This window comes from Spiroplasma ixodetis, from assembly GCF_059729505.1.
Map to the genome: position 1 here is coordinate 609237 of NZ_AP038353.1, position 25373 is coordinate 634609.

At 23.8% G+C, this 25373-nt stretch carries 39 protein-coding genes; 23 read left to right on the plus strand and 16 right to left on the minus strand.

Annotation, left to right across the window (positions count from 1 at the left end):
• Nucleotides 1-30: 30 nt before the first annotated feature.
• From AC6I4F_RS04035 to AC6I4F_RS04110, 16 genes are all read left to right on the plus strand, one after another.
• A complete protein-coding gene (locus AC6I4F_RS04035) occupies nucleotides 31-363 on the plus strand; it encodes a hypothetical protein (RefSeq protein WP_497874492.1) in 333 nt (110 codons plus the stop codon).
• A gap of 2 nt (nucleotides 364-365) precedes the next feature.
• Nucleotides 366-656 carry a hypothetical protein gene (locus AC6I4F_RS04040; RefSeq protein WP_497874232.1) on the plus strand — a complete coding sequence of 97 codons (291 nt, stop codon included), beginning with the start codon at nucleotides 366-368 and terminating at the stop codon, nucleotides 654-656.
• Nucleotides 622-1107: a hypothetical protein gene (locus AC6I4F_RS04045; protein ID WP_497874493.1), complete on the plus strand. Its 486-nt coding sequence runs from the start codon at nucleotides 622-624 to the stop codon at nucleotides 1105-1107. Before AC6I4F_RS04040 ends, AC6I4F_RS04045 begins: the two co-directional genes overlap by 35 nt.
• Nucleotides 1108-1149: 42 nt before the next feature.
• Nucleotides 1150-1407, plus strand: a complete 258-nt coding sequence (locus AC6I4F_RS04050) for a hypothetical protein (RefSeq protein ID WP_497874810.1) — start codon at nucleotides 1150-1152, stop codon at nucleotides 1405-1407.
• A gap of 59 nt (nucleotides 1408-1466) precedes the next feature.
• Nucleotides 1467-1682 carry a hypothetical protein gene (locus AC6I4F_RS04055; RefSeq protein ID WP_497874495.1) on the plus strand — a complete coding sequence of 72 codons (216 nt, stop codon included), beginning with the start codon at nucleotides 1467-1469 and terminating at the stop codon, nucleotides 1680-1682.
• 246 nt (nucleotides 1683-1928) lie between these two features.
• Nucleotides 1929-2138 carry a hypothetical protein gene (locus AC6I4F_RS04060; RefSeq protein WP_497874496.1) on the plus strand — a complete coding sequence of 70 codons (210 nt, stop codon included), beginning with the start codon at nucleotides 1929-1931 and terminating at the stop codon, nucleotides 2136-2138.
• The gene (locus tag AC6I4F_RS04065; RefSeq protein WP_497874298.1) at nucleotides 2117-2302 is read left to right on the plus strand and encodes a hypothetical protein; all 186 of its coding nucleotides are present in this window, start codon (nucleotides 2117-2119) and stop codon (nucleotides 2300-2302) included. The genes AC6I4F_RS04060 and AC6I4F_RS04065 overlap by 22 nt, the downstream gene beginning before the upstream one ends.
• A 192-nt stretch (nucleotides 2303-2494) precedes the next feature.
• Complete coding sequence (locus AC6I4F_RS04070; RefSeq protein ID WP_497874497.1) at nucleotides 2495-2821, plus strand: hypothetical protein; 327 nt, start codon at nucleotides 2495-2497, stop codon at nucleotides 2819-2821.
• A gap of 3 nt (nucleotides 2822-2824) precedes the next feature.
• Nucleotides 2825-2980, plus strand: coding sequence for a hypothetical protein (locus tag AC6I4F_RS04075; protein ID WP_497874498.1), 156 nt, complete (start codon nucleotides 2825-2827; stop codon nucleotides 2978-2980).
• Nucleotides 2981-3209: 229 nt separating this feature from the next.
• The gene (locus AC6I4F_RS04080) at nucleotides 3210-4070 is read left to right on the plus strand and encodes a hypothetical protein (RefSeq protein WP_497874499.1); all 861 of its coding nucleotides are present in this window, start codon (nucleotides 3210-3212) and stop codon (nucleotides 4068-4070) included.
• A gap of 343 nt (nucleotides 4071-4413) precedes the next feature.
• Complete coding sequence (locus AC6I4F_RS04085) at nucleotides 4414-4539, plus strand: hypothetical protein (RefSeq protein WP_497873677.1); 126 nt, start codon at nucleotides 4414-4416, stop codon at nucleotides 4537-4539.
• 541 nt (nucleotides 4540-5080) lie between these two features.
• Nucleotides 5081-5923, plus strand: coding sequence for a hypothetical protein (locus AC6I4F_RS04090; protein WP_497874500.1), 843 nt, complete (start codon nucleotides 5081-5083; stop codon nucleotides 5921-5923).
• 225 nt (nucleotides 5924-6148) lie between these two features.
• A complete protein-coding gene (locus AC6I4F_RS04095; protein WP_497874501.1) occupies nucleotides 6149-6568 on the plus strand; it encodes a hypothetical protein in 420 nt (139 codons plus the stop codon).
• A gap of 144 nt (nucleotides 6569-6712) precedes the next feature.
• Nucleotides 6713-7138: a hypothetical protein gene (locus AC6I4F_RS04100; RefSeq protein WP_497874502.1), complete on the plus strand. Its 426-nt coding sequence runs from the start codon at nucleotides 6713-6715 to the stop codon at nucleotides 7136-7138.
• An 18-nt stretch (nucleotides 7139-7156) separates the two neighbouring features.
• The gene (locus AC6I4F_RS04105; protein WP_497874503.1) at nucleotides 7157-7285 is read left to right on the plus strand and encodes a hypothetical protein; all 129 of its coding nucleotides are present in this window, start codon (nucleotides 7157-7159) and stop codon (nucleotides 7283-7285) included.
• 437 nt (nucleotides 7286-7722) lie between these two features.
• Nucleotides 7723-7947, plus strand: a complete 225-nt coding sequence (locus AC6I4F_RS04110) for a hypothetical protein (protein ID WP_497874504.1) — start codon at nucleotides 7723-7725, stop codon at nucleotides 7945-7947.
• Here AC6I4F_RS04110 and AC6I4F_RS04115 read toward each other — a convergent pair.
• The 4 genes from AC6I4F_RS04115 to AC6I4F_RS04130 are packed head-to-tail and all read right to left on the minus strand — an operon-like array spanning nucleotide 7928 to nucleotide 9935.
• Nucleotides 7928-8833 (minus strand): IS3 family transposase, encoded by a 906-nt coding sequence (locus AC6I4F_RS04115; protein ID WP_497874659.1) that lies wholly within the window; start codon nucleotides 8831-8833, stop codon nucleotides 7928-7930. The two genes, AC6I4F_RS04110 and AC6I4F_RS04115, sit on opposite strands and share 20 nt — an antisense overlap.
• Entirely contained in the window at nucleotides 8776-8904 is a 129-nt protein-coding gene (locus AC6I4F_RS04120) for a hypothetical protein (RefSeq protein ID WP_497874505.1), read from the minus strand. The genes AC6I4F_RS04115 and AC6I4F_RS04120 overlap by 58 nt, the downstream gene beginning before the upstream one ends.
• A 44-nt stretch (nucleotides 8905-8948) precedes the next feature.
• Nucleotides 8949-9770, minus strand: a complete 822-nt coding sequence (locus AC6I4F_RS04125) for an IS1595 family transposase (RefSeq protein WP_497874506.1) — start codon at nucleotides 9768-9770, stop codon at nucleotides 8949-8951.
• Nucleotides 9771-9776: 6 nt separating this feature from the next.
• A complete protein-coding gene (locus AC6I4F_RS04130) occupies nucleotides 9777-9935 on the minus strand; it encodes a hypothetical protein (protein ID WP_497874507.1) in 159 nt (52 codons plus the stop codon).
• Nucleotides 9936-10493: 558 nt separating this feature from the next.
• On the opposite strand from AC6I4F_RS04130, the gene AC6I4F_RS04135 reads away from it, so the two are divergent.
• The 4 genes from AC6I4F_RS04135 to AC6I4F_RS04150 all read left to right on the plus strand — a co-directional run bounded on the left by AC6I4F_RS04135 (nucleotide 10494) and on the right by AC6I4F_RS04150 (nucleotide 12770).
• Nucleotides 10494-11267 carry a hypothetical protein gene (locus tag AC6I4F_RS04135; protein WP_497874508.1) on the plus strand — a complete coding sequence of 258 codons (774 nt, stop codon included), beginning with the start codon at nucleotides 10494-10496 and terminating at the stop codon, nucleotides 11265-11267.
• The gene (locus AC6I4F_RS04140; RefSeq protein WP_497874509.1) at nucleotides 11167-11586 is read left to right on the plus strand and encodes a hypothetical protein; all 420 of its coding nucleotides are present in this window, start codon (nucleotides 11167-11169) and stop codon (nucleotides 11584-11586) included. Before AC6I4F_RS04135 ends, AC6I4F_RS04140 begins: the two co-directional genes overlap by 101 nt.
• A 108-nt stretch (nucleotides 11587-11694) precedes the next feature.
• Nucleotides 11695-12438, plus strand: a complete 744-nt coding sequence (locus tag AC6I4F_RS04145; RefSeq protein WP_497874510.1) for a hypothetical protein — start codon at nucleotides 11695-11697, stop codon at nucleotides 12436-12438.
• 14 nt (nucleotides 12439-12452) lie between these two features.
• Nucleotides 12453-12770, plus strand: coding sequence for a hypothetical protein (locus tag AC6I4F_RS04150; RefSeq protein ID WP_497874511.1), 318 nt, complete (start codon nucleotides 12453-12455; stop codon nucleotides 12768-12770).
• Between the two features lie 163 nt (nucleotides 12771-12933).
• Here the strand turns inward: AC6I4F_RS04150 and AC6I4F_RS04155 are convergent, their stop codons facing one another.
• The 7 genes from AC6I4F_RS04155 to AC6I4F_RS04185 all read right to left on the minus strand — a co-directional run bounded on the left by AC6I4F_RS04155 (nucleotide 12934) and on the right by AC6I4F_RS04185 (nucleotide 16634).
• Entirely contained in the window at nucleotides 12934-13632 is a 699-nt protein-coding gene (locus AC6I4F_RS04155) for a hypothetical protein (RefSeq protein WP_497874512.1), read from the minus strand.
• Nucleotides 13633-13859: 227 nt separating this feature from the next.
• Nucleotides 13860-14849, minus strand: coding sequence for a ribosome-inactivating family protein (locus AC6I4F_RS04160; protein WP_497874660.1), 990 nt, complete (start codon nucleotides 14847-14849; stop codon nucleotides 13860-13862).
• 81 nt (nucleotides 14850-14930) lie between these two features.
• A complete protein-coding gene (locus tag AC6I4F_RS04165; protein WP_497874513.1) occupies nucleotides 14931-15176 on the minus strand; it encodes a hypothetical protein in 246 nt (81 codons plus the stop codon).
• Between the two features lie 141 nt (nucleotides 15177-15317).
• Nucleotides 15318-15488 carry a hypothetical protein gene (locus AC6I4F_RS04170; protein ID WP_497873845.1) on the minus strand — a complete coding sequence of 57 codons (171 nt, stop codon included), beginning with the start codon at nucleotides 15486-15488 and terminating at the stop codon, nucleotides 15318-15320.
• 229 nt (nucleotides 15489-15717) lie between these two features.
• Complete coding sequence (locus AC6I4F_RS04175; protein WP_497873846.1) at nucleotides 15718-15900, minus strand: hypothetical protein; 183 nt, start codon at nucleotides 15898-15900, stop codon at nucleotides 15718-15720.
• Nucleotides 15890-16012, minus strand: a complete 123-nt coding sequence (locus AC6I4F_RS04180) for a hypothetical protein (RefSeq protein WP_497873031.1) — start codon at nucleotides 16010-16012, stop codon at nucleotides 15890-15892. The genes AC6I4F_RS04175 and AC6I4F_RS04180 overlap by 11 nt, the downstream gene beginning before the upstream one ends.
• Before the next feature lie 133 nt (nucleotides 16013-16145).
• Entirely contained in the window at nucleotides 16146-16634 is a 489-nt protein-coding gene (locus tag AC6I4F_RS04185; protein WP_497874514.1) for a hypothetical protein, read from the minus strand.
• A 412-nt stretch (nucleotides 16635-17046) separates the two neighbouring features.
• Between AC6I4F_RS04185 and AC6I4F_RS04190 the strand changes: the two genes are divergently transcribed.
• Nucleotides 17047-17394: a DDE-type integrase/transposase/recombinase gene (locus AC6I4F_RS04190; RefSeq protein WP_497874661.1), complete on the plus strand. Its 348-nt coding sequence runs from the start codon at nucleotides 17047-17049 to the stop codon at nucleotides 17392-17394.
• Between the two features lie 510 nt (nucleotides 17395-17904).
• On the opposite strand, the gene AC6I4F_RS04195 is transcribed toward AC6I4F_RS04190, so the two are convergent.
• Nucleotides 17905-18060 carry a transposase gene (locus AC6I4F_RS04195; protein WP_497874515.1) on the minus strand — a complete coding sequence of 52 codons (156 nt, stop codon included), beginning with the start codon at nucleotides 18058-18060 and terminating at the stop codon, nucleotides 17905-17907.
• Nucleotides 18005-18286, minus strand: a complete 282-nt coding sequence (locus AC6I4F_RS04200; protein ID WP_497874516.1) for a hypothetical protein — start codon at nucleotides 18284-18286, stop codon at nucleotides 18005-18007. Before AC6I4F_RS04200 ends, AC6I4F_RS04195 begins: the two co-directional genes overlap by 56 nt.
• Nucleotides 18287-18556: 270 nt before the next feature.
• Between AC6I4F_RS04200 and AC6I4F_RS04205 the strand changes: the two genes are divergently transcribed.
• A complete protein-coding gene (locus AC6I4F_RS04205) occupies nucleotides 18557-19030 on the plus strand; it encodes a hypothetical protein (RefSeq protein ID WP_497874517.1) in 474 nt (157 codons plus the stop codon).
• A gap of 383 nt (nucleotides 19031-19413) precedes the next feature.
• Nucleotides 19414-20400: a TIR domain-containing protein gene (locus AC6I4F_RS04210; protein WP_497874518.1), complete on the plus strand. Its 987-nt coding sequence runs from the start codon at nucleotides 19414-19416 to the stop codon at nucleotides 20398-20400.
• Nucleotides 20401-20680: 280 nt separating this feature from the next.
• Here the strand turns inward: AC6I4F_RS04210 and AC6I4F_RS04215 are convergent, their stop codons facing one another.
• The 3 genes from AC6I4F_RS04215 to rpoC are packed head-to-tail and all read right to left on the minus strand — an operon-like array spanning nucleotide 20681 to nucleotide 25350.
• Nucleotides 20681-21364 carry an IS1595 family transposase gene (locus AC6I4F_RS04215; protein WP_497874519.1) on the minus strand — a complete coding sequence of 228 codons (684 nt, stop codon included), beginning with the start codon at nucleotides 21362-21364 and terminating at the stop codon, nucleotides 20681-20683.
• Entirely contained in the window at nucleotides 21265-21543 is a 279-nt protein-coding gene (locus tag AC6I4F_RS04220; protein ID WP_497874520.1) for a hypothetical protein, read from the minus strand. The genes AC6I4F_RS04215 and AC6I4F_RS04220 overlap by 100 nt, the downstream gene beginning before the upstream one ends.
• A gap of 54 nt (nucleotides 21544-21597) precedes the next feature.
• A complete protein-coding gene (gene rpoC / locus AC6I4F_RS04225; RefSeq protein ID WP_497874662.1) occupies nucleotides 21598-25350 on the minus strand; it encodes a DNA-directed RNA polymerase subunit beta' in 3753 nt (1250 codons plus the stop codon).
• Nucleotides 25351-25373: the final 23 nt, after the last annotated feature.

Sequence of the window (25373 nt, forward strand, 5' to 3'; positions counted from 1 at the left end):
CCTAATTTAATGTATATTATTCAAGAAAAAATGCCAACAATAGATGAAATTAAAGAAGCAAGAGCAAAAAATTATAAAGTTGATAAAACTAATATTAATGCAACATACCAAAGTACTGATTATGATAATATGAATATTTTAGATTTACAAGATGTAATTTATTATAAAAATTTAGGAAAAATTACTATGGCAGGAACTACTACTACTAATGATGAATTAGAAAATATAATAATAAATATTGGTAATAATGGTTATGAAAAAGGTAAAAAAACATTTAGTAATATTACATCAACAAGTGCTATTATTTATGGTAATAATAAAGATTATTATGGAACAGTAAAACTAGAATTTACTAAAAAATAATTATGGAATTTATATATAAATATTTTAATGAAAAAGCACATATTACTATTTATTATCCTAAACCAGAAGATTTAACTACAAGTAATGATATAAGAGCAATTTTATTAGATGAATATCCTAAATTAAGAAATGATTATTTTATAGTAAGTAATGTACATGATAATTTTGCTATATGTGTTGGAGATAATATTCATTGTCAAGGAACAGTTAGAATTCAAATTAAAAAAACTAATCAATTATTAAAAAGAGAAATTAAAAATGCCACAACATGCTGAGACTACACCATTGAATAACTATACTTTATTAAAATTAATTAGAGCTGGTATAAGTCCAATTTGTGCAATGATAGGTACAAGTGCTTATTATGGGCAAGTAATTGCAAATCCAGTATTAGGTTCAATTAATAGTTTATTATTTGGTAAAAAATTAGGTTTAGATATATGAAATTTAAATCAAAGACCAAATACTAAACCTAAATTAATTAATAGTTCTAAAAAAATATTATTAGGTTTAGGAACAATTGGTTTAGTTAACTATTCAAAGTTTGTTACCAATGATATTAATCCTAATCCAACAGAAAGTCCAACAACAGTAAATCCAATAACAACTACTACTGTTGACCCATTTCCACCAGATTTATTATTAAGTACTACTAATACTACTGATAATCATTTAATGGATTGAGATACATATATTTCATTAAATGCTTATGGTATTTCAAATCTTATTAGTGGATTAACTTAATTAATCCCAAATAGATTTGAAACTATACGTAAAATAGCAAATATGGCAACTGGTGGTTGTTTAATATCAAGCGGTGTAGCAATGGGTATTAATAACGATTTTAATAATGCTTATGCCATTCCAACTATTGTTGCTGGTGCAAGTGAAATTATTCATAATTTATTACCTATGGAAAGAAAATTTGATGTAGAAACGCAAGAAACAAGTTTTACAAATGAAACAGAACAGTTAATCAATGATAATAGATTTTCAATTAATAGTGAAACAAATAGTCAATATGGTAGTGATAATATGAGCTAAGTACCATTAAATGATGATAATGGTTCATTAACTTGAGATTATAATCATATGAGTTTATAATGTTTCCTTTAATTATTGAGTGAATATATTATGCATTAGCAAGTAATGATATTAAATTAGCATTAATAAATGCTTTAAAAAATTATTATAAAAATCAATCATTAAAATCAGTATTTGATAGTGAAAATGTTAATGAAAATGAAATACATCAACCTTATTCATTTTTAAATCCAAATATACTTAAAAAATTAATAAGTATATTAAAACCAAGTTAATTAAGTATACTTCAACATGAAATTAATAAATTTAATAATTTATTTAAAGAAAATGAAGAAGAAATACCAGATAATGCATGAAAAGTATTATCAAGTTCATGATTTAAAAAAGGAAGATTTATTGTTGATAAAAAAAATTTAAAAATTGGAACTTTAACAACATTATTTCAAAGTGATAATGATAAAAAACAAATATGATATGGTCCTTATACTTATCCAGCATTTCCACAAGAAATATTAATATTAATGACACAAGCAAAAGGTAAAAATGGTACTGGTGCTGGAACTATATTTTGAAAATTTTGAAATAGAAAATGATTACCAAGTGAATTAAGAAAATATGTTAAAAGTGAATTAGCAAAAAAAGGGAAATATTATGGTTCACAAGATACTAGTGTAATTTATCCAAATAATATTAATGTACAAAAAAAACTATGAATTTTATTAATAGATTAGAAAAAGGATTTTTTAAATTAAAAGAATATAAAACTTTATCTAAAAATGAAATAGGAAGTAATCAATGAAGATATGAAAGAAAACAATTATTAAAAAAATCTTTACATACAAATAAATATATAAAAATTAAAAGAAATTCTAATTTTTATAAAACATGAAAGTAGGTGGTAATTATTATTTAATTAGATACACCAATTAAACCAATTGGTATATGAAATACTATTAATCCAATATCAAAAGATAATAAAGAATATAAAAGATTAAATAAGATTTGATTTAATAAAAATAGTACTCATATAGATAAAATTAAAATTTTAATATCAAATATTTTAAAAATAACAAGTCATATTATTGGTATGTTAATAACATTATTTTTTACAATAACACCTTGATTAATACCTAAAATACCAATAGAAATGGGAATAAGTAATTATACTAATCAATATAATTTTACTTGACCAGACCATTTAATATTAACTTTATTTCCTATATTTACTCATATTGGATTAAATATTATTACTAAATTAGGTAATTATGGAAAATTAATTAAATATATATTAATAACAATACCAATTATTATTACAAGTCCTTATTTAATATATCAATATAAAGAAATTAAAAAACATAAAAAAGAATGTCATTTATGTAAACAACATTCAAATAAAATACAATTGGAGGAATAAAAAATGAATTTTTCAATAGAATTAATATCAGCAGTAATAGGAGGAGCAGTTGCTAGTGGAATATGTATTACTTTAGCATTTCTATTATTCGGAAAATCAATTAAAAAATCAAAACAATCTAATTTAGAAAAAGAATTAAAACGTAATAAAGAATTATAATTTATTACAGCAAATATTAAACAATTAAATACTCATTTACAATTAGAAACTACATCAAATGCAAAATTACTTGATAGTTTTAATGTAGATAAAGAACAAGTAGATAATTTTGTTTTATTACAAAAATCTAAAAAGAAAGAATTAACTGAAAAAGATAAACAAAAAGCAACTAAATTTAAAATTTAAAGGGTTTAAATACCCTTTATTTTACATTAAGGAGTAAATTATTATGGCTATTAAAGACCCAATTTTATTTATAACAGTTGAAGAATTTAAATTATCTAAATATTTTAATGAATTATTATTTGATAAAGTTACTACTCCAGATAATGAAATTTGATTTGCAATATCTGTAGTAAGTAGTAATATTGATTATTTAAGTGGTTTTACTATTTCAAAAAAATGACCAGAAATAACACCAACTGATTTTACTGATAATATTCAAACAGCAACTACTCATTATTCTAGATTTTTATTAACTAAAGATGTAGATTATTTACGTGGTCAAGGTTCAATTAGTCAAGGTGGTTTAACTTATAGTGAAAATAATCCAGATGACCCATATTTTATACCTTCAGAAGTATTTAATTGTTTAAGAAAAATTAAAGAATATCCAAATATTAAAAGTTTTAATTTAAAAGGTATAGAATCACAAAAAAATAATTGATTTAATAAATTTATTTCAAATTATAGTGAAGATAGTCTATTAAATGCATGTATATCATATAATAATATAAAATCATTAGATTTTAGAACTAAAATTACTATTAGTCATCAACAAAATTTATTAAGACCAATAGTTAATATTGATACTACTGGTATTAAAACAGATATTGATAATTCATTATGAGAAGTTGATAAAGATAATCCTAATTTTATTAAACCAAAAGATGATAAAGGTATTGATGTTAATGGTAAAAGAATAATTACTATTGGAACTCATACATTTTTAAGTGATGCTAGTACTAAAGAATATGTTGATAGAAAAATATATGAAGAATGTGGATATTTAGATACTATTAAACAAAATAAATTAACAGCAGGTAAAAATATTACTATTGATGATGATATTATTAGTGCTAATGGTTAATCATTATGAATAATAGACCCTAATTATCCTAATATTATTCAACCTAAAGAAAAAAGAATTATTACTTCAAATAATACTAGAATTGTTGATATAGGAGAACCCTACACAACCACAAGATGCTGTAAATAAAAGATATGTTGATAATAAAATACAACCAATTCCAAGTATTGCACAATGAAAAGAAGTTGGAACGAAAGTTAATATAAATCACATTAAATATATTTTTAAAACAAATACTAAATATAAAATTTATTATAATTTTGAAAGTCAAACAAGTATTAAAAAATTTGCTTTTATTTGTAAAGAATTTTTATATGGTGAGTTAAATACTGAGGTTCAAACTTTGGATTGAGATAATATTAATGGTAGAATAATGCTTTCTTTACAAATGCAGAAGGATACAATCGCTATTGTTAGTGACCCTATAAGATATGGTCAACTTTTAAAATTAGAAGAATTACAGGAATAATATTATTAATAAAGAATTTACTTATTTACATGAAATTAGTTATTGATTATTAAATAAAAGTGATTTTACTCATAGTGAATATAATTTAAGTGGAAGTAGATATTCAAGTAAAACATATAGTATTGCTAATTCAATTAAAAATAATAAATCAATTGCTATATATTGTTTTAGAAAATTAAATAAAGATATTAATGATTTAGTTAAAGAAATATATAATGCTTTAATAACAATTGGATTAAATGATTATAAAGATTTTAGTCTAAAATATCCAAATAAACAAGTAGATTTTCGTTTTAAAGGTAGTAAATCATTTATTAGAGTTATCGGTGTATATAGTAATTCAAATGATAGAATACCTTTAAAAAGACTTTCTCCTAGTGAAATTAAAGGTTTTGATTTAGCAATTGAATGATGTGAAGAAGCAAATGAATTTAGTCAACAAGAATTTTAAACAATTACATTTGCATTAGGTAATGCTAAAAAAAGAATTAAAATAAAAAGTTGTAATCCAGATAATATTTATCAATATTTTATTGAATATATGAATAAAATAGTACCTTTTAATTTAGAAATTATGAAAACTAATAATGAACAAATTAATTCAGTATTTGATAATAATATATTTAAATTATTTCATTATTCAAATTGAAAAGTAAATGCTCATAATTTGACATTAGATATGATTAATGATTTAGAAGAATTAAAAGTATTAGACCCTATTAAAGCACAAAGTTGATATTATGGAGTTCCTAGTATTCTTACTGGTGCTATATTTTCAAGATATTTAGATAAAGTAGGTACTAAATTAGATTTTAAAGTAGAAAGATTAACTGGTGGATTAGATATTGGTATGGCAACAAGTTCAAGCGGTCATCCAACTGCTGCTTCATTATGATTTATTGGTGAAAATGAAAATAGTAGAAGAGCGCATAAAGAAAGTGAATTTTATTATAGTAACATTACTATGCAATATAAAGATACTGATACTTTAGCAAATGATATTATTAATTATTATATTAATGAAAGTAAACTTTATATAGCAATGTTATTTGGTTTTATTTGTTATGTTGATTATGGTAATAGTGGATTAGTATTTATTGATGTTTTAAAAAGTTGAGTTAAAAAACGTAATATAACATGATTAAAATTTATAGCAGTAGATAAATCAATTTTATATTTAAATGATAGAATTGATTTTACAACAATTTGTATGCTTAAAAATATTATTAGTTTTAATTGAGAAAAATGTCCAGAAACTAAAAGACAATATAGTTTAATGCAATGATTAGATAAAAAGAAATTAGATAGTAATAATAATACTCCTAAAATGTTAGATTTACATGATGATACTTGAGATAGTGATATGTATGCTTTAATGCATTAAATGAAATGATTAATTAATGGTATTAATAATAAATTATTAATTAATAAAAATAAATTTAATGGTGATGAATTATGATAAATACAATGGAATATTTAAGTTGTGATAAATCAAATTGATATATTGATATACCTATGATTATTGCTCAAAAATCAACTAAATTATGATTAGGTAAAGGTTTTTTTATTTAATTCAAGTAAAAAAGAATTATTAGATTATTTAAATGAAATGAATTTAAAAGATAAATGATTAGAAAAATTTTATAAATTTGGTTTACAAAATAGTTTAATGGGTAAAGTATTTATTATGATTATAGTTAATGAAGATAATAGTAAATCACTTAAAATATTACCTAATAGTTTTTGTGGTAGAGTTGCTAAATATAATGAACAAGAACAATCAGCAGAATTTTATTTTATTAATGAACAAGCAGATAGTGCAACTTTAACATGAGTAACAATACAAAATGGAAAAGTTAAATATGAAACATATAAAGATAATAATAAAGATATTATTTTAGGTTCTACAAGAACAAAATTAAAACCAAATATTATTCCATTAAAAATTTATGAAATTAAAAATACATTTAATTATATATCTATTTTTGAAATAACAAATTTACCAATAATAAATTTATATGGTAATTAAACTACTTTAAATGCTTATCAAGATTGTACACCAGTATGAGATTTTATTTGAGATTTAAATCGTGTAATTAGACAAAAAAGATTAGAAAGAGAATTAAACGTTACTACTTTATTTGCTGCATTAGATAATGAAACAGTTAAAGAAATGCAAGAAAATGGTAATATTGCAGAAAATCCTAAAAAAGATATGTTTGTTAATGTTGGTAGTGCTGGATATGATAAAAATGGTAATGGTGGTATGCAAATTATTCAAGGTGACCCAAAATTTAATGAATATTGATTAGATTATAATAGTACTGCTAAAGCAATATTTAATGGTGCTGGTTATGATTATGATGAACATGGTAATGATGTTTATACTAATAAAACACAAAGTATGTTTAATAATAAATATGATATGGAAATTACAGAAATAAAAATAGCATTTTATAGTGCTTATTTTTATCGTATATTTGATTTATTACTTATTAGTGAAAATTTATGAAATGGTATTGGAGAAAGACCTTATAGTTTTAAATTTATTCCAATTGCTATGACTGACCAAATAGTACAAGACCAAATTATTAATTAAAGATTAAATAATGGCACAATGACAATAATTGAAGCAATTGGTGAATATGATAATATTGACCAATTAATGGCTGAAAATAAATTAGAAAATATTATTAATGAAAATCAAAAATTAAATAAAGATTTAGGAGGTAATAATAATGAGTAGACATCAACAAATACAATTAATGAAACACGCTCACATGAGATTAAAGATGCAACAAATAATGATTAAAAAAACAATCACATTGAAAAATATTTCCATTTATTATAAATAATGGTGCAATACCTTTAACTGAAACTGGTTATAAACCAATTAATAGTAAAATAAGTGATTTTAGTCAATATGAATTAATATTAACTGGTAATACTCCAGTTGTATGTATTTGAAAAAATAGTACAAAAATATATCAAAAAAATAAAGGTAAAATTGACCCAGTAACTCATAAAGTTACAGGTCAAGATGAATTTTATACAAAACAATATAAAATTGGTGATTATTGAAATGCTTATTTAATTGATGATACAAGTGGTGTTGATTTTAGTAATTTATCAAATAATCAAATATTTAAAACAGTACAAACTAAAAAACAATATACTTTAGTAATGTTTGAAGAACATATTACAATTGATGATTATTTACAATTTTTTTGTGTATTTAATGATGAAAATGAAAATATTGGTGGTAATAGTGGTAAAAATCAAGATAGACAATTATTATATATTTCAAATGTAACAAATTATTATAGTCCTTATAATGGTGCATTTAGTATGCAAGTTTTAACTTTTAGTAGTGGAATGGCAACTTTTTTTAGGACTGTTTTTTGGTAGACATTTGTGATTGGTGTTTTATGGGGGTTAAGTAGTTTAGAGTACTGTTGATTCTTATGTTGTTGTATCAATTGATATAATCAAATAATTCTAATTTTAATTGGATTAATGATGTAAAATTTTTATCATTAATAAATTCTGTTTTGAAAGTTTTGAAAGTTTCTTCAGCAAAAGCGTTATCATAAGGACAACCTTTTTTGTTTAAAGAGTGGGTAATATTGAATGATAATAAAAGTTTATCAATAGTTTTATTATTAAATTCATTACCGCAATCGCTATGAAATATTTGAATATTTTTTAAACAACGATTTGAGCACATAAATGCTTGATATACTAATGATGCATCTTTTTTAGTACCTACACTATGTTCAATAATTTCGCGATTGTACAGGTCGATTAATAAGCAAATATAGTTTCATTTACCATTAACTTGAACATAAGTTAAATCACTAACAATAACTTCATTTTTAAGCCTATTATTAAAGTCTCTATTAACAAGATTAGTAATTTGACTATCATTGACTTTATTATGATAATTTTTGTATGATAATTTAGTGTATTTTGATATTAAATTATGTTTATTCATAATTTTTTTAATTTTTCGTCTTGATAAATTAATTTTCTTTTCTTTTAGAACAACTTTTAATCTTCTTGTTTCATAAGCTTCTTTATTTTCTTTAAAAGCACTAATAACAGCTTCATCATACATATTATTTTGAATTTTATCTTCTTTTTTCTTGAAATTAAAATAATATGTTGATTTAGATATTTTTAAAAAACGACACATTGTACGAATTTTATATTTAACTTTATTTTTGATAATAATTTCTATTTTCTGCCTATTATTAGTGCTGCTTGCTTTAAAATATCATTTTCCATTCTTAATTGTTTTAATTCTTTTCTTAATTTAATTAAGGCTTTTATCCCTTTATATACTATTTTTAAATTTGAGCACATAAATGCTGAGAAAAACCTATCTAGGAAATTATCCCCACATGTATCTAAATCAAACACAAAATTATAGTTTCAAAACTAGGTATCTTATTGAATTTATATGCAGCTTCTTTTGCATATAAATGAATATTGTGTTTTGAAACTTTTATGTGTGTTCGAAAAGTTCGTCGGATGTGTTTTCATGCAGATTCAATCTGGTTTGTGTTTACACTTGTTGATGACACATACCCAAATTCATGATTTACGATTTCATTTTTGTGATAGAAGTTTTTGAAACTTCCATATCCCTTCCAATAATCCGTAAATAGACAACACCCAGTAGAAATGTGTTTCAATGCAAATCATAAAAGGTTTTTCTCATCTACTTTTTTCAATACTTTCACAATTAGTTTGTTTCTGGTTTTCTCATAAACTCCAACAATCAAGGTTTTATTCAGCAATGATCTTCCTTGTTTTTTAAAAACTACATGTGAAAGATACATTTCATCCATCTGTGCTGTGCCATCATTAATGAACCCTGCATCTTGATTCCAAATTCTAGTTCTGATTTCATGACCCATTCTTCAAGCTGTTTTATATGTCACACCCAATTCCCTTGCAACATCTGTTGATGGAATTCCATGTTTGGTGTTTATTCATCTAAAGATGAGATAAAACCAAGATGTCAAAGGTGTTTGTGACTTGTCAAAAATGGTGTCATGAAGAATACTAAATGTTTGATGACATTTCAAACATCTTATTCTTCTCAAATCAGAAACATTCAAACTAGAAGAAGCACACCTGATACATTTCATTACTTTCAACTTCGCTATATATTTCAAACAATCGTTTTCATTTTGAAATATGCTATTGAATTCATTTCAATTCATTTTTTCCTATACACTAGTACATGTGGGGATAATTTCCTTAATTAATTCATTTTCTTCAATAGAACGGTTATCTTTGGTTTTAAAACTTCCTGAATTAGTAAATTGCTTAATTCAATTATAAGTAGCTGCTCTTGTAACATTGTACTCTTTAGCAAGACAAGACACTGACTTACCACTTTGATATAAAGCTACTATTTATTTTTTAAATTCATCTGAATATGAGTTAATATTGGCCATAATTATAATTCCTTTCTTTTAACTAATTTGTTCACTTGTCTACGTAATTAGTGTCCAATAAAGTGTAACCCATCCAGTAGTTTAAATGATAGAGTAGTTTCTAGTGGTCAAAATAAACTTGATTTTGTACAATATGCAAGCCCGGGTAGTGGTTATGCTTTTCCTACTATTCAAAAAGGAAAAGTAACATTAAATCGTACTTTAATGAAAGATATAGGATTAAGATATAGTCATAGACAAAGTTATGGATTAGAATTATTATAAATTTGTTATTATTATGGAAGACCAATAATACAATGTCAAGATCCAATAATAAAAAATAATGAAGAAATATTTGAAAGTAAAGTATTTGCTTCAAGAAGATTATTTATTGCTGGTAATAATGAAAAATCTACAACTAATATTAAAAATAATGGTGGTTTACTTGCTGGTATAAATGATAAAATAACAACAAGTAGTCATCCAGAAACAACATTTTATAATATTATGAATGCTAAACCTACTGGATTTACTAATTTTAAAAATTTTACAGAATGATTAAAAACTTCATTAAATTTTCAAGATAATTTATTTGTAACAAAAGATTTTAAAGGTATGCTTTCTTTTGATAAAGATAAAGCAAGATTAAGTAATGGTACATCAGTAGGAGAAGCTAAATTCTTTTGAGATAGTGAATGAAATATAAATAATTTAACGGGTAATTATAATGTTGATATGAGTAGTAATTTTAAATATAAAGACCCAGATACACATTTAATTATAGGAAGTCCAACTGTTGATTATAGTAAAATATCACAAAAATATATGTCAGCAATATTAAATTTTAATAGTGTTGTATTTTCTCCATTAATACAAATTCCTTATGATAGTAATCAATGATTACCTTTTGCATTAAGTGATATTCCTTTAATTGGTAAATTATTAAATGCTTTAACATTAGGTATATGAAGTAGTTGAGTTATTACTCAAAATGCTCAACAATATAAAAAAATGTTATATTTTAATGGTTTTATGAGTGCATTTTTTACAAGTAATTTAGAAAGTATTATTGGTAATGGTGGTTTAATTACTTTAAATGCTTTTACTAATGATAATGATTTTACTATTGGTAAATTATTAGGTGCAAATGTTTCAACAACTGCTATGACTATGAAATTAAGTGATAGAGTATCAGTATATCCATGAGACCCCTACTACTGGTCAAAAATTAACTACAAAAGAACAAATATCAACTGTTGATTTATCACAAAAGAAAAATAATAAAGTTTATATTTTAGCAGAAGATACTGAGTTTTTAGATATTGCTTCACTATTTACAAATGAAGATACTAATTGTCAATGAAATCCTACAAGTAATGGAGTTATTGATGGTTCAAATTATGCTTATATTATTGATACAATTGTAACTCAATCATTACATCAAGGTGAAGAAAGACATACATTTTATAGTGATAATCCTTTTACTTATCAAGGTGATTATAATGAAATAGCAGTTGCACAATTTCGTTATAATAATATGGGTTATTTAACTGGTAATGCTTTTAATTGAACTACTTTATATAAATTAAATCATGATTAATATTCTGAAACTGAAGAAACTACATTTTCATATCCTGCAAAAATATTACCACCAAGTCCACAAAATATAGCAAAATCAATAATTATTATTCCAGATTTAAAAGTAGAAATGACAGCAAATAATTTACCATTAACAGATACAATTTCAATACCAGTAAAAGATAATACTGAAAATTGATGACTTGCTAATAAAAGTAAAGAAGTTAATTATGAAGTTGATTTAAAATCTTTATTAGACCCAACTTTATTAATTAATACATTTAATGATTTGCAAAGATATTATAAATCAATAACTATTTATTATAATTATGATATTGAAACAGAACAAGAAGTTTATAATAATTCTACTACTAGTGTATTAACGGATTATTATACTAACTTTTCTCTAACTGAAAGTTTTAATCCGGCAAAAGAAATTAAAAATGCAAGTATAACTATTAATTTAAAAGATTTAATTTTAAGAGATATACCACCACATAATGGCGCACATCTTTACCATTGAAATCATAATAAACATAGTAATCCAATAGGACTTCCAGAAGAAAGTGGAACATCATATATTTATGGAAGAACTGATACTGATTATCAATTAAATGATTATAATTTTAATATAACTGATAATGGAAATATTGGTGGATGAGATATAGAATTTAATAATAAACAAGCAATAGGATTTAGCATAATAAATAATAAAAATTTTAATTGAACCTTTTATTTACAAGTAACATTAGGAAAAATTGAGGATATGTGATATATTAGAGAATATGAAGAAAAAGATAAATTAGCATATGCTAGATTATATATTAATACTCTTAAAGCAAATATATATAAAATAATTTTAAATTCTAGATAAAGGGGTTTATAAAATTGATTAGTAATGAAATCGGAACACAAATAGTTTATATTAGTCTTTCATTAGCATTTATAATTAGTGCTATTGGTTGATTAATAAAAGAGAGTAAAAAAACATATATTATTTTATGATTAGGTATAATTCCTTTAATTATTAGTAAAATATTTTTATTTTTAACAAAATCTTATTATGATAATATTTTAATATTAATAATGATGTTAATTATTTATATAATTTATATACTATTTTTAATTATAAAAAATTATGAATTTATAAAATTAAAAGAAAAAATAGATAATAAACAACAAAATAATATTTCCTCACAATCTTAAATATTAATGTATAATATAAAAATAATTACCTAAGTGGTTAAATAGGGTAAGTTATAGATGTTTTATTATTATTTATTTATTAGTTATAGATTTATAATTAGGTTGGCACCTAATTAAAAATTTACCCTATTGGTAACTTTTTTTTTATATTTTTAAATTTTAATTATAAACTTGTTATATTATTTGTAACAAAATTTGTTTTATTATCAATTGATAAATATTGTTCATAATTAATAGATTTTGTAAATTGATCAGTTCATTTAGTTAGATTTTTAAATTCATTTTTTTCTTCAAAGATTTCTCTTTTTGTTCTTATAGATTCATCATCATTATATAATCTAATACCGTTACCAACTCCCATAAATTGAGATCCACCAATACTAGAAGCTCAGCAAGTTGCATATTCTCTAATTAGAAATTGTAAATAAAAATTACCATTTCTGTATTCTCGATAATAATTAAAACCAAAACTTTGTGCGCCTTCAATCGAAGCACCACCTCATTTTTCTTTAAAATTTTGAAGACGTGATCAATAAAGAATATCATCATTATTTAAATTATTTTTTATTTCACCTAAATTTGTAATAATTTTTGTATAATCTTGACCATTAAAATCACTAATTATCTTATCAGGTCAATAATCAGTATTTTCTCAACTGGTTCTTGTTTTTTTAAAATTTTGATTAGTACCTAAAAATTCTATTTTTTTATAATTATCAATCGGATCACTTTTTAAAACATTAAATGTTTTAAAAAGTGATTTATTGTTTGGATTACTATATCAATTATTATCACTAACTTCTTCTGATTTATCATTATTATAATATAATTTTATTTCTTTATTTAAATTACAACTTTCCATATTTTTTTTCATAACTTCAATCTTTAAATTTTAAATAGTATATTTCACATTCTTCATTAGTTATGTAAGCATAATTTATACTTGTCATTCTTTTAGAAACTTCACCATTTTCATTAATTGTATAAAAACCATTATTTGTTCCTACAAATATATGACCTTTTTTAACTCATTGATTTTCAGTACTATCATTTTATAAAAATTTTATTGCAGTTATTTTTCCTTGAATTTTATCACTTTTTTTCTTTAAATCACCAAATTTTTCATGTCAATAAGTATTTTTTTATTTCTCTTTTTCCTCTACGACAATTTACATTTCCTCCATTATTTCTTAATCTAAAATTAATATAGCCAAGTAAAACTTGAACTGACGGTGAATTTAATTCTCTTGTAAGGTCTAACATTGTGAAACCATTTCAGTATGGATTATTAATATTATTAACAGCTTCTATTAGTCTTTGTTGAAGACGATTATTTCTTGATCTTTGACTTCAACTAACTAAAATTATATAAATTTCACTTCTTAGGTTAAATTCTAAATTTTCATCTCTATTAACTAAATGTGTTACAATACGGGCATAAATATCTGGAAATCTTATTGCTTCTGCATTCATAAAAACAACTTGTCCCAAAGATCTGGCTAAGTTTCCTAAACTATGCTCTTCAGAAACATTAATATCATTAGTTAATACTATAAAAGCATCAACAATACTATTTCAATTAATATTGTTATTTTGAGTTGGAATCATATCTATATAATCTGGACTAATTCCAGTTAACTGTTTATTTTGCATTCCATCAATGTTTATTAAATGTGGAACTGTTCCATCTTGAACAGCTCTAGGTTGCATATTTGGATTAATATTATCAAAATTAAAATGATAATAAGTAGACATTTCTCCTATATTAGAACCTCTTTCAGGAACTATAAAACCTTGAATATATAAATTATCGGTTCTTAAAACTAATTCAAAATTTCTTTGAATACTTTGTTCATTTTGTTGTCATCTAATTACAATTGGAAGCCTAAAATAACCATAATTTTGAGTATTTAAAGTAAATATTATATTAATTTCTCCTCAATTTGTATTTTCGGTATTATCAAAAACAACTCTTAATATATTATTATTTACTAATGAGCGAAGAACTGATTGAAAACTATTTCTATATTGTTGGCGATTATTACTATCAATAGTTAATTGTTCAGTTAATTGAAAAATTGCTCTTCGATTTGGATTAGGTTGTCTTTTATGTCTGTTTCTATTTTTTTTATGACGATGTTTATGTGTACTTGTTTCTAGTTATGTTTGATAAATTGGATTAATATTTTGATTTGTTTCATTTAAACTATATGGTTGATAATTATTACTTGATTTTGTAAAATTAATTTCTTGATTTATTGATTCTAAACCTGTATTGTTACTAACTCAATCTTTAATCTTTTTATTATCAATTGACTTAGCATTAATACCTTGTGTTTTATAATTAAATAATGGTGCAGATAATACTCACAATTTAAATCAATAACTTGGATTAAAATATTTCATAATTTTATACCTCTTTATTTTAAACATAAAAAACCAAGGCTTTTATCTCCATTTATGTGATAAAATTTAAAAATAGTACATAAAGGGATAAAAGCCTTTTTTTATATAAATTATTCATTATTTATCACTCTTTCTATTTATTTATTTATTTATTGCTTTTTTAATTAAACTTCTTATAAATCCATTAATTTTCATATTTTTTTCTTCACAAATTTCTTTTAATTTTTTATAATCTTTTTCAGTAAATCTTAAATGAATAATAATTTGCTTAATCATTAAATCTTCTGGTTTCTTTTTAGGTGCTGCTACCATATTTATTCACTACTTTCTCTTTAACCTTTAATAATTCTTTTATAATCAATAATTACTTGTTCTAATTGATTTACATTTTTATAATTAAAATAATCACAACTAATTTTTAAATCACCATCAGCATTAATGTTAATTTCTAAATCTTCATATTTACTATTAAATTCTTCTTGTAATTATTCAAATTTTTCTATTAATTTCATTGCATTTTGTAATTCTAATTGATTCATTTTTACACTCCTTTAAAATTTTCTAATTGTAATTCATTAATATAATATTCATATAAGTAATCTCAATTATTTGATGTTAAATACATATCTTCTTCAATCATGTTATTTATACATTTATTACAATAATATGTATTTTCTAATTCACTAAATCATATATATTTTTCATTATGAATATTACATTTCATTATTTTCACCAATTAATTTATAAAAACATTTATTACAAGTTCTATTTCCATATGATGAATTTTTATGACAAATATCACATGAACCTTTAATTCTATATTCTCTACATTCCATAATTATTAATCCGTTTCTATAATTTTTAATATTTCATCTATTTCAATATATTTTTGATTTTTAAGTAATTTTTCATTACATAAATTTTTAATTAATTCTATTTTTTCAACATTTAATAACATATTAATTTCCTTTAATACTTTAAATAAAATATTTTTTCATTATGAGTATTTATATTTTTCATTGGTGTAACAATATAATTAATTGCTAAATCATTATCGTTATATGGATTATTTATTTTAAAACTTTTCATGCCTTGTTCTCATGTAATGTTATATTTAAAACATTCTTGATTTTTATCATTTTTAAAAATATAATAACCATTATATTGTTCATAAAATTCACAAGATATTAATTCATTTTCATTTCTAGTAATATTTGGAATATTTTTAATATATTTTAAAATATCACTACCTTTAACACTTTCAATATCTTTTGTAATTGATTTTTTACCTAATTTATAATAAAAATCTTCAATTATTTTTAATCCTATTTTTTTATTTTTTTCATCAATAATAGTATCTTTAATAGGAAATCATGTTTCATATTCACCAATTTCTAATAACATACCTTTAGTTTTTTCTTTAATTTTATTTTTAATATCTAAATTAACATTAATCATTACGTATCCTTTTTATGTATAAAGCCTTATCACTTACAGTGATAAAAAAGGCTTATATACTACTAACTACTTATCTACTATACGTAAGGCTTATGCTACTGTAAGTAGCATAAGCCTTGGAGGGTAGGGGTTCTAGGGGAAGGGAACCAAAATTTCTGAAATTTTAAAAGAGCAACACAAAAATTACTATTGGAATATTCCAGCACAATAGTCTAAATAATTTTTTTTATTTAGTTATGTAATAATTAATTACTTTAATAAAGTGCTGGTTTAATAAAATAATTAATTATAATTGTTTAACAATTAAAAAATGAGAGTGTTATCTCTCGTTTAAGTTCTTATTAAATCTAACCATTAACTTGATACGCCCCTTGTTAATAGAGACTTTAATAATAGGCTTAAAAATGAAGTTATTGTTAGTGATTTAACTTATGTTCAAGTTAATGGTAAATGAAACTATATTTGCTTATTAATCGACCTGTACAATCGCGAAATTATTGAACATAGTGTAGGTACTAAAAAAGATGCATCATTAGTATATCAAGCATTTATGTGATCAAATCGTTGTTTAAAAAATATTCAAATATTTCATAGCGATCGCGGTAATGAATTTAATAATAAAAATATTTATAAACTTTTATTAGCCTTCAATATTACCCGCTCTTTAAGCAAAAAAGGTTGTCCTTATGATAACTCTGTTGCTGAAGCAACTTTCAAAACTTTCAAAACAGAGTTTATTAATGATAAAAATTTTACATAATTAATCCAATTAAAATTATAATTATTTGCTTATATCAATTGATACAACAACATAAAAATACACAGCACTCTAAACTACTTAACCCCCATAAAACACCAAGCACAAATTTCTACCAAAAAACAGTCCTAAAAAAGGTTGCCATTCCAAAAAATATTTTTTTTAAAAAATTCTTATATTATGTTGCTTTTTAATAGATTTTTTTAATTATATATGTATATAATTAAAATTGAATATTATTATTAATATGATAATAATTTTTAACAAATATTAATAAGACACTAAAATAAAATTAGGCTTTTATCCCTTTATGTACTATTTTTAAATTTTATCACATAAATGGAGATAAAAGCCTATCTAGGAAATTATCTCCACATGTATCTAAATCAAACACAAAATTATAGTTTCAAAACTAGGTATCTTATTGAATTTATATGCAGATTCTTTTGCATATAAATGAATATTGTGTTTCGAAATTTTTATGTTTGTTCGGAAAGTTCGTCGGATATGTTTTTATGCAGATTCAATTTGGTTTGTGTTTACACCTGTTGATGACACATACCCAACTTCATGATTTACGATTTCATGTTTGTGATAGAAGTTTTTGAAACTTCTATATCCCTTCCAAGAATCCGTAAACAAACAACAACCAGTAGAAATGTGTTTCAATGCAAATCATAAAAGGTGTTTGTGACTTGTGAAAAATGGTGTCATGAAGAATACTAAATGTTTGATGACATTTCAAACATATTATTCTTCTCAAATCAGAAACATTCAAAATAGAAGAAGCACACCCGATACATTTCATTACTTTCAACTTCGCTATATATTTCAAACAATCGTTTTCATTTTGAAATATGCTATTGAATTCATTTCAATTAATTTTTTCCTCCACACTAGTACATGTGGGGATAATTTCCTAAAATTAATAACTAACACAAAACAAGTAACTATTTAATTAAAAAATTATAATACTAAATTTTTTTATTTTTTTTAAACTAATACCCCAAATTATAAATATAAAAGTTATATATTTTTTTGTGCTATTATGTTTAACATTTTATGGATAAAACTAAAGAAAAGCAGATTGACTACAACTAAAATATTTAATTGAATAGCTTATATTTCAAGTATTGCTTTACTTATTTTTTTTATATTACTTTTAATGTTTTTACTAATAAAATTTTTATTAAATTATAAACAAAAAACCAAAGTTAAAAAGATACTTTCTTCAAATGATTTTAGTCAAATCATAGGAACGAAAAAAGAATTAAAAATAAAATTAAGAAAATATTTTAAAGAAATATTTATTAGAGATGTTGATATAAATTTATTTAAAAAATTCCTAAAATCAGAAAGTGGAGTTAATAAAAAACCAACAAAAAAGACCTGAAATTTTTTTATAATTTTGACAAGTTCAATATTAGTAAATAAATCCGAAGGAAGAGTTTCTGAAACAATCAAAAGTATTAAAAATACTTTTGATGAAAGTAAACAAATATTATTAACTTCTGATAACAATAACTTAGTAATAGATGTAATTTTAAAAATTATGAATTTAAAAATCAGACCAATCTTAATTGCTAGTAGATCACTAACAAAAATAGATACTAATGGTAATTTCATCATTAATGATTAAAATTTAAGTAAAGAAGAAATCGAAGATTTTTGAAAACAAATTGATAAAGTTAGAAAAGATTTAATAGAAAACAAATACTTTTATTTTATTTCAATACTTTCACTTTCAACTGCAACTAATGAACAAATCAAAAAATTATTAAACTACACAGATTAAAATATTAAATGTTTAAATAAAATATAAGTAAAAAACAAATTTAAATTTTTAAAACAATATCTTTAAAATTACCTATTAAGAATTATGTTTTATAATCAAAAAAATTATAAAACATAAGTCTTAATAATGTTAAAAAAGGAGTTAAACAGTGAGAAAAATTTTTATTTCATATCATCATCTAAGAGAACAAGAAGAAAGAAACCAATTAGCAGAGTTAATTAAAAAGTATGCTAGGAGATATTGATACCACATGAACAAATCAAAAAATCGCTAAAACTATTAGACAAAATCATTTAAAAGATACAACTATTACTATTCTTATTCTAGGAATACATACAAAATGTAGACAACATATTGACTGAGAAATTGAAGCTTCATTAAATAAATATGGAAGTTTAAATAGAAGAAAGAAGATAAATAGTTTTATAATACTTTTAACTGATGATTTTATTAAAAAAGCAAAAGCAAATTGTAATTTTAATAATACTTGTGATTATTCTTCTTTAATCACCCAAGAAAATGCTGGTCAAAGAATATATGAAGCCGTAATAAATAAACATGCGATTATTGCTAATTATGATGAAATCTTTTCAAATATAATAATTCTTAAAAATTTACTTGATAAAGTTCAATCTAATCATAAAAAAGAAGAAATTTTTTATCAAAATGTTATCAGCCCTAGTTTTTTAAAACCAACTGTTTTAAAAGATAATAATAAAGATACTGTTTTTAATGAAAAAAAAGAAATAGATAATGCAAAATTATCTTCAAATAAAGATAATGGTTTTAAAGAAGAAGATAGTGATATTGAAATACTTTCTGAATCAGACGAAGAAATAGAAAATGCAAAATTATCTTCAAATAAAGATAATGGTGTTAACAAAAAAAATGATGATAATGATAGTGTAGTACCTTCTAAATCAGAGGAAAAAATAAATGGTGCAATATTAACTTTGAGTAAAGATAATGATTTTAAGGAATATGATGATAGTAATATTGTAGTACCTTTTAAATTAGAGGAAAAAATAGATAATGTAATATTAACTTCAATTCAAGATAGTGAAATTAATAATCAATTACTACAAGAAACTACAACGAACTTTACTAAAGATGATAATAAAAGTAATCTTTTAAGAAAATTATCTTTAAAACATAATAGTAAAGATAGTGGAATTGGTAGTGAACTACAAGAAACAAGTATACTGAAAGACTAAAATTTTAAAAGAATACATCTCCATAAAAAAGATAATTCAGAAGAATGTGAAGCAAAAGAAAAATCTGAAAAAACAATGCAAGAGTTTAATAAAAAAACAAAAAAATTTATAAATTTTGGAAAAATTAATTATACACAATAATGTCCAGAAATATATTTATCCTATTTTTAAAACATACAACTAGTAAAATAATAGGCTTTTATCCCTTTATGTACTATTTTTAAATTTTATCACATAAATGGAGATAAAAGCCTATCTAGGAAATTATCACCACATGTATCTAAATCAAACACAAAATTATAGTTTCAAAACTAGGTATCTTATTGAATTTATATGCAGCTTCTTTTGCATATAAATGAATATTGTGTTTTGAAACTTTTATGTGTGTTCGAAAAGTTCGTCGGATGTGTTTTCATGCAGATTCAATCTGGTTTGTGTTTACACTTGTTGATGACACATACCCAAATTCATGATTTACGATTTCATTTTTGTGATAGAAGTTTTTGAAACTTCCATATTCTTTCCAAGAATCCGTAAATAGACAACACCAAGTAGAAATGTGTTTCAATGCAAATCATAAAAGGTTTTTCTCATCTGCTTTTTTCAATACTTTCACAATTAGTTTGTTGCTGGTTTTCTCATAAACTCCAACAATCAAGGTTTTATTCAGCAAGGATCTTCCTTGTTTTTTAAAACCTACATGTGAAAGATACATTTCATCCATCTGTGCTGTGCCATCATCAATGAACCCTGCATCTTTATTCCAAATTATAGTTATGATTTCATGACCCATTCTTCAAGCTGTTTTATATGTCACACCCAATTCTTTTGCAACATCTGTTGATGGTATACCATGATTTGTGTTTATTCATCTAAAGATGAGATAAAACCAAGATGTCAAAGGTGTTTGTGACTTGTGAAAAATGGTGTCATGAAGAATACTAAATGTTTGATGACATTTCAAACATTTAGTATTCTTCTTAAATCAGAAACATTCAAACTAGAAGAAGCACACCTGATACATTTCATTACTTTCAACTTCGCTATATATTTCAAACAATCGTTTTCATTTTGAAATATGCTATTGAATTCATTTCAATTCATTTTTTCCTCCACACTAGTACATGTGGGGATAATTTCCAAATAAAATATAAATATTTAAAAAGTGAGAATTTTATTCTCACTTTTTATTTTAATTTAGTATTCTTCTTCAAGTGAAGAATTACCCATACCTATTAACTTCTCAGTTGGCATTAAACCAGTACCGGCCGGTATCAAGTTTCCTAAAATAACATTTTCCTTTAAACCACGTAAATTATCTTGTTTTGACTTAATAACAGCATTAGTTAATACTCTTGTTGTATCTTGGAAAGAAGCAGCAGCCAAGAATGATTCTGATTCTAATGGTGCTTTTTTAATCCCTAAAATAATTGGATGACCAAAAGCGGGTTTTTTACCAGCAACAATAATTTTGGCATTAACATTCTTAAATTCTTTGATATCAACAATCGCTCCAGGCAATAATGGTGAATCATTACCTTCAACTACAAAAATACGATTCAACATTTGTTTTATAATAATTTCAATATACTTATCAGAAATTTCAATTCCTTGTAAACGATAAACACGTTGTACTTCTTTTAAAATATACTGTTGAACTTCAATGATTCCTGCTACTTCTAGTAATTGTGTAATATTAATTGCACCTTCAGTTAGTTTTTGGCCAATCTTAACATTATCACCAATTTTAATTCTTACCTGCGCATTATATTGAGTTTTATATTCTTTATAGTCAAGTTTTGACTTTACAGTAATTGTATAAATTCCTTGCTCTTCACGAATATCTGTTACTTTACCATCAAACTCACTAATAATAGCAACTGCACCTTTGGGATTAGTAATATCTAATAATTCTTTAATTCTTGGTAATCCTTGGGTAATATCACTAACACCAGCAACTCCTCCAGTATGGAAAGTTCTCATCGTTAGTTGAGTTCCTGGTTCACCAATTGATTGCGCCGCAATAATTCCAACTGCTTCACCAATAGCAACAATAGAACCTGTTGTTAAATTAATACCATAACATTTTTGACAAACACCATAACTTGCTTCACAAGTTAAAACTGAACGAATATTTATTTTTGTAATTTTTGCCTCTAATATTGTTTCTACTAATTTTTCAGTAATTAATTCATTATTTGCAACAATTACATTATTTTTACTATCAACAACATTACCTTGAACAAAACGTCCAAATAAACGGTCACGTAAGGGCACAATAATATTATTACGTTTTTGGTCAACAACGTCACTAATTATAAAGCCATTACCGGTATTACAATCCTCTTCAGTAACAATAATATCTTGTGAAACGTCAACTAGTCTTCTTGTTAAATAACCTGAGTCAGAAGTTTTAAGCGCCATATCTGCCATTCCTTTACGAGCACCATGGGTAGAAATAAAGAACTCTGAAACATTTAATCCTTCACGGAATGAAGATTTAATTGGTAATTCAATAACTTCTCCTTTTGGATTATTCATTAAACCACGCATCCCTACTAATTGAGTAAAATTACTAATATTAGTTCTAGCACCTGAATCTCACATCATAAAGATTGGATTTTCAATATCTTTTCTTAAAACTGTTTCTAGTTCAACTTGAATATTATTTTTAATACTACTTCATTTATTAATAATATGGTAATGACGCTCACGATTAGTTAACATACCTTGTTTATAAAACTTGTTAATTGTTTTAACATATTCATCTGCTTCTTTAAATAATCTTGTTTTACCTGAATAAGATACAACATCGCCTGCAGAAATTGTTGTTCCTGAAATTGTTGAAAATTTAAAACCAAGATTTTTCATTTTATCTAACATTTGTGCAGTTAATTGAGTTCCAAAAGTTTTAAAATATTTATGAATAATATCTGCTAAATCTTTTTTCTTAAATGGTTCAACAATAACTCTTTTTTTAATAAATTCACGAAAATCAACATCAGTTGTAACTAAATCTTCATTATGAGTTTCAGTTAAATTAATAATATTTGGGCGATTAATAAATGGCATTCTTTCTGAAAACATTTGATTAAAAATAATCTTACCAATAGTAGTAATTAAAAATTTGTTTTGATCGGTAGCAGCAAATTTACTTGCACCTAAACTAGCAACACGAATTCCAATAATAGCATTTAATGAAACTTGTTTTGTATCATAAGCTTTAATTGCTTCATTAACATCTTTAAAAATTGAACCTTGACCTAATTCATCTAATTTTTCAATAGTTAAATAATAATTACCAAGAACCATATCTTGAGTTGGCGTAACAATTGGTTTACCATCTTTAGGACTTAAAATATTTTTTGAACCTAACATTAAACTTCTTGCTTCAGCTACTGCTTCTTGAGTAATTGGCACGTGAACAGCCATTTGGTCACCATCAAAGTCAGCATTAAAAGCAGGAGTTACTAGTGGATGTAAACGAATAGCTTTCCCTTTAACTAGAATTGGTTCAAATGCTTGAATTCCTAAACGATGTAAAGTTGGGGCACGGTTTAATAAAACAGGACGATCTTTAATTACTTCTTCTAAAACATCTCAAATTCGTTCATCTTGGATTTCAATTAATTTTTCAGCAATTTTAATATTTAAAGCTAATTCTTGATGAACTAATCTTTGCACAACAAAAGGTTTGAACAAAATAATTGCCATATCACGAGGAATACCACATTGATACATTTTTAATTCCGGACCAACAGCAATAACACTTCGACCTGAATAATCAACACGCTTACCTAATAAGTTTTGACGGAAACGTCCTTGTTTTCCTTTTAATGTTGAAGTTAAAGATTTTAATGGACGTTTATCTCTTCCTGTTACTGGACGTGCTTTACGTTCATTATCAAATAAAGCATCAACTGATTCTTGCAACATTCTTTTTTCATTATTAATAATTAAGATTGGTGCTCCCATTTGTTTTACTTTTTTTAAGCGTTCATTACGAATAATAATTCTTCGATATAAATCATTAATTTCTGATGTTGTAAAACGACCACCATCTAACTGAATAATTGGACGAATATCAGGTGGAATCACCGGAATAGCGTGTAATACCATTCATTCTGGTTTATTTCCTGATTTAGCAAATGAATCAATAACATCTAAACGACGTTCTAGTTTTCTACGATCAGTTTGTGATTTCTTGTTTGTCAATTGTTTTTTAATGGCAAGAAATTCTTTTTCTAAATTAATATTTTTTAATAAATACTCAATAGCTGAAGCACCAATTCCAAATTTTGTTCCAGTATGTTTAGTAATAAATTGAGCACATTCATCCATTGAAAATGGACGTGAAGTATCTGCTAAAGTATCAGTTAACATTTGAGCACGAGTATAAGCAAAAGAAGAAGGTTCTAATTGTTCTAAAATTTGTGCAAATACTTTACGTAAACGATTACGAGTATCAGTTGAAGATTTAGCATTACCTAAATCCATAATCATTTTTTGTTTTAAACCTTTAGCGGTCCCTGGATCTAAAACAATATAAGAAACAAAATATGCTACTTCTTCTAAGTCTTTAGTTTTCATATCTAATGCTAACGCAATTCTTGAAGGAGAAGCCTTTAACATTCAAATATGAGTTACTGGCTCTTCTAACTCAATGTGTCCTAAACGTTCACGTCGAACAATTGCTTCAGTAATTTCTACTAAACAACGTTCACAAACTTTACCTTTATTTTTTATTTTCTTATATTTACCACAAGTACATTCATAATTTTTAGTTGGTCCAAATATTCGTGCATCAAATAATCCATCTTTTTCAGGTTTTAATGACTTATAATTAATTGTTTCTGGCTTTGTAATTTCTCCATGTGATCATGAGCGAATTTGATCTGGAGAAGCAAGAGAAATTTTAAGGGCAGTATAATGTTTTGAATTTTTTTGCATTTGCATATATTTATTACTCCTTT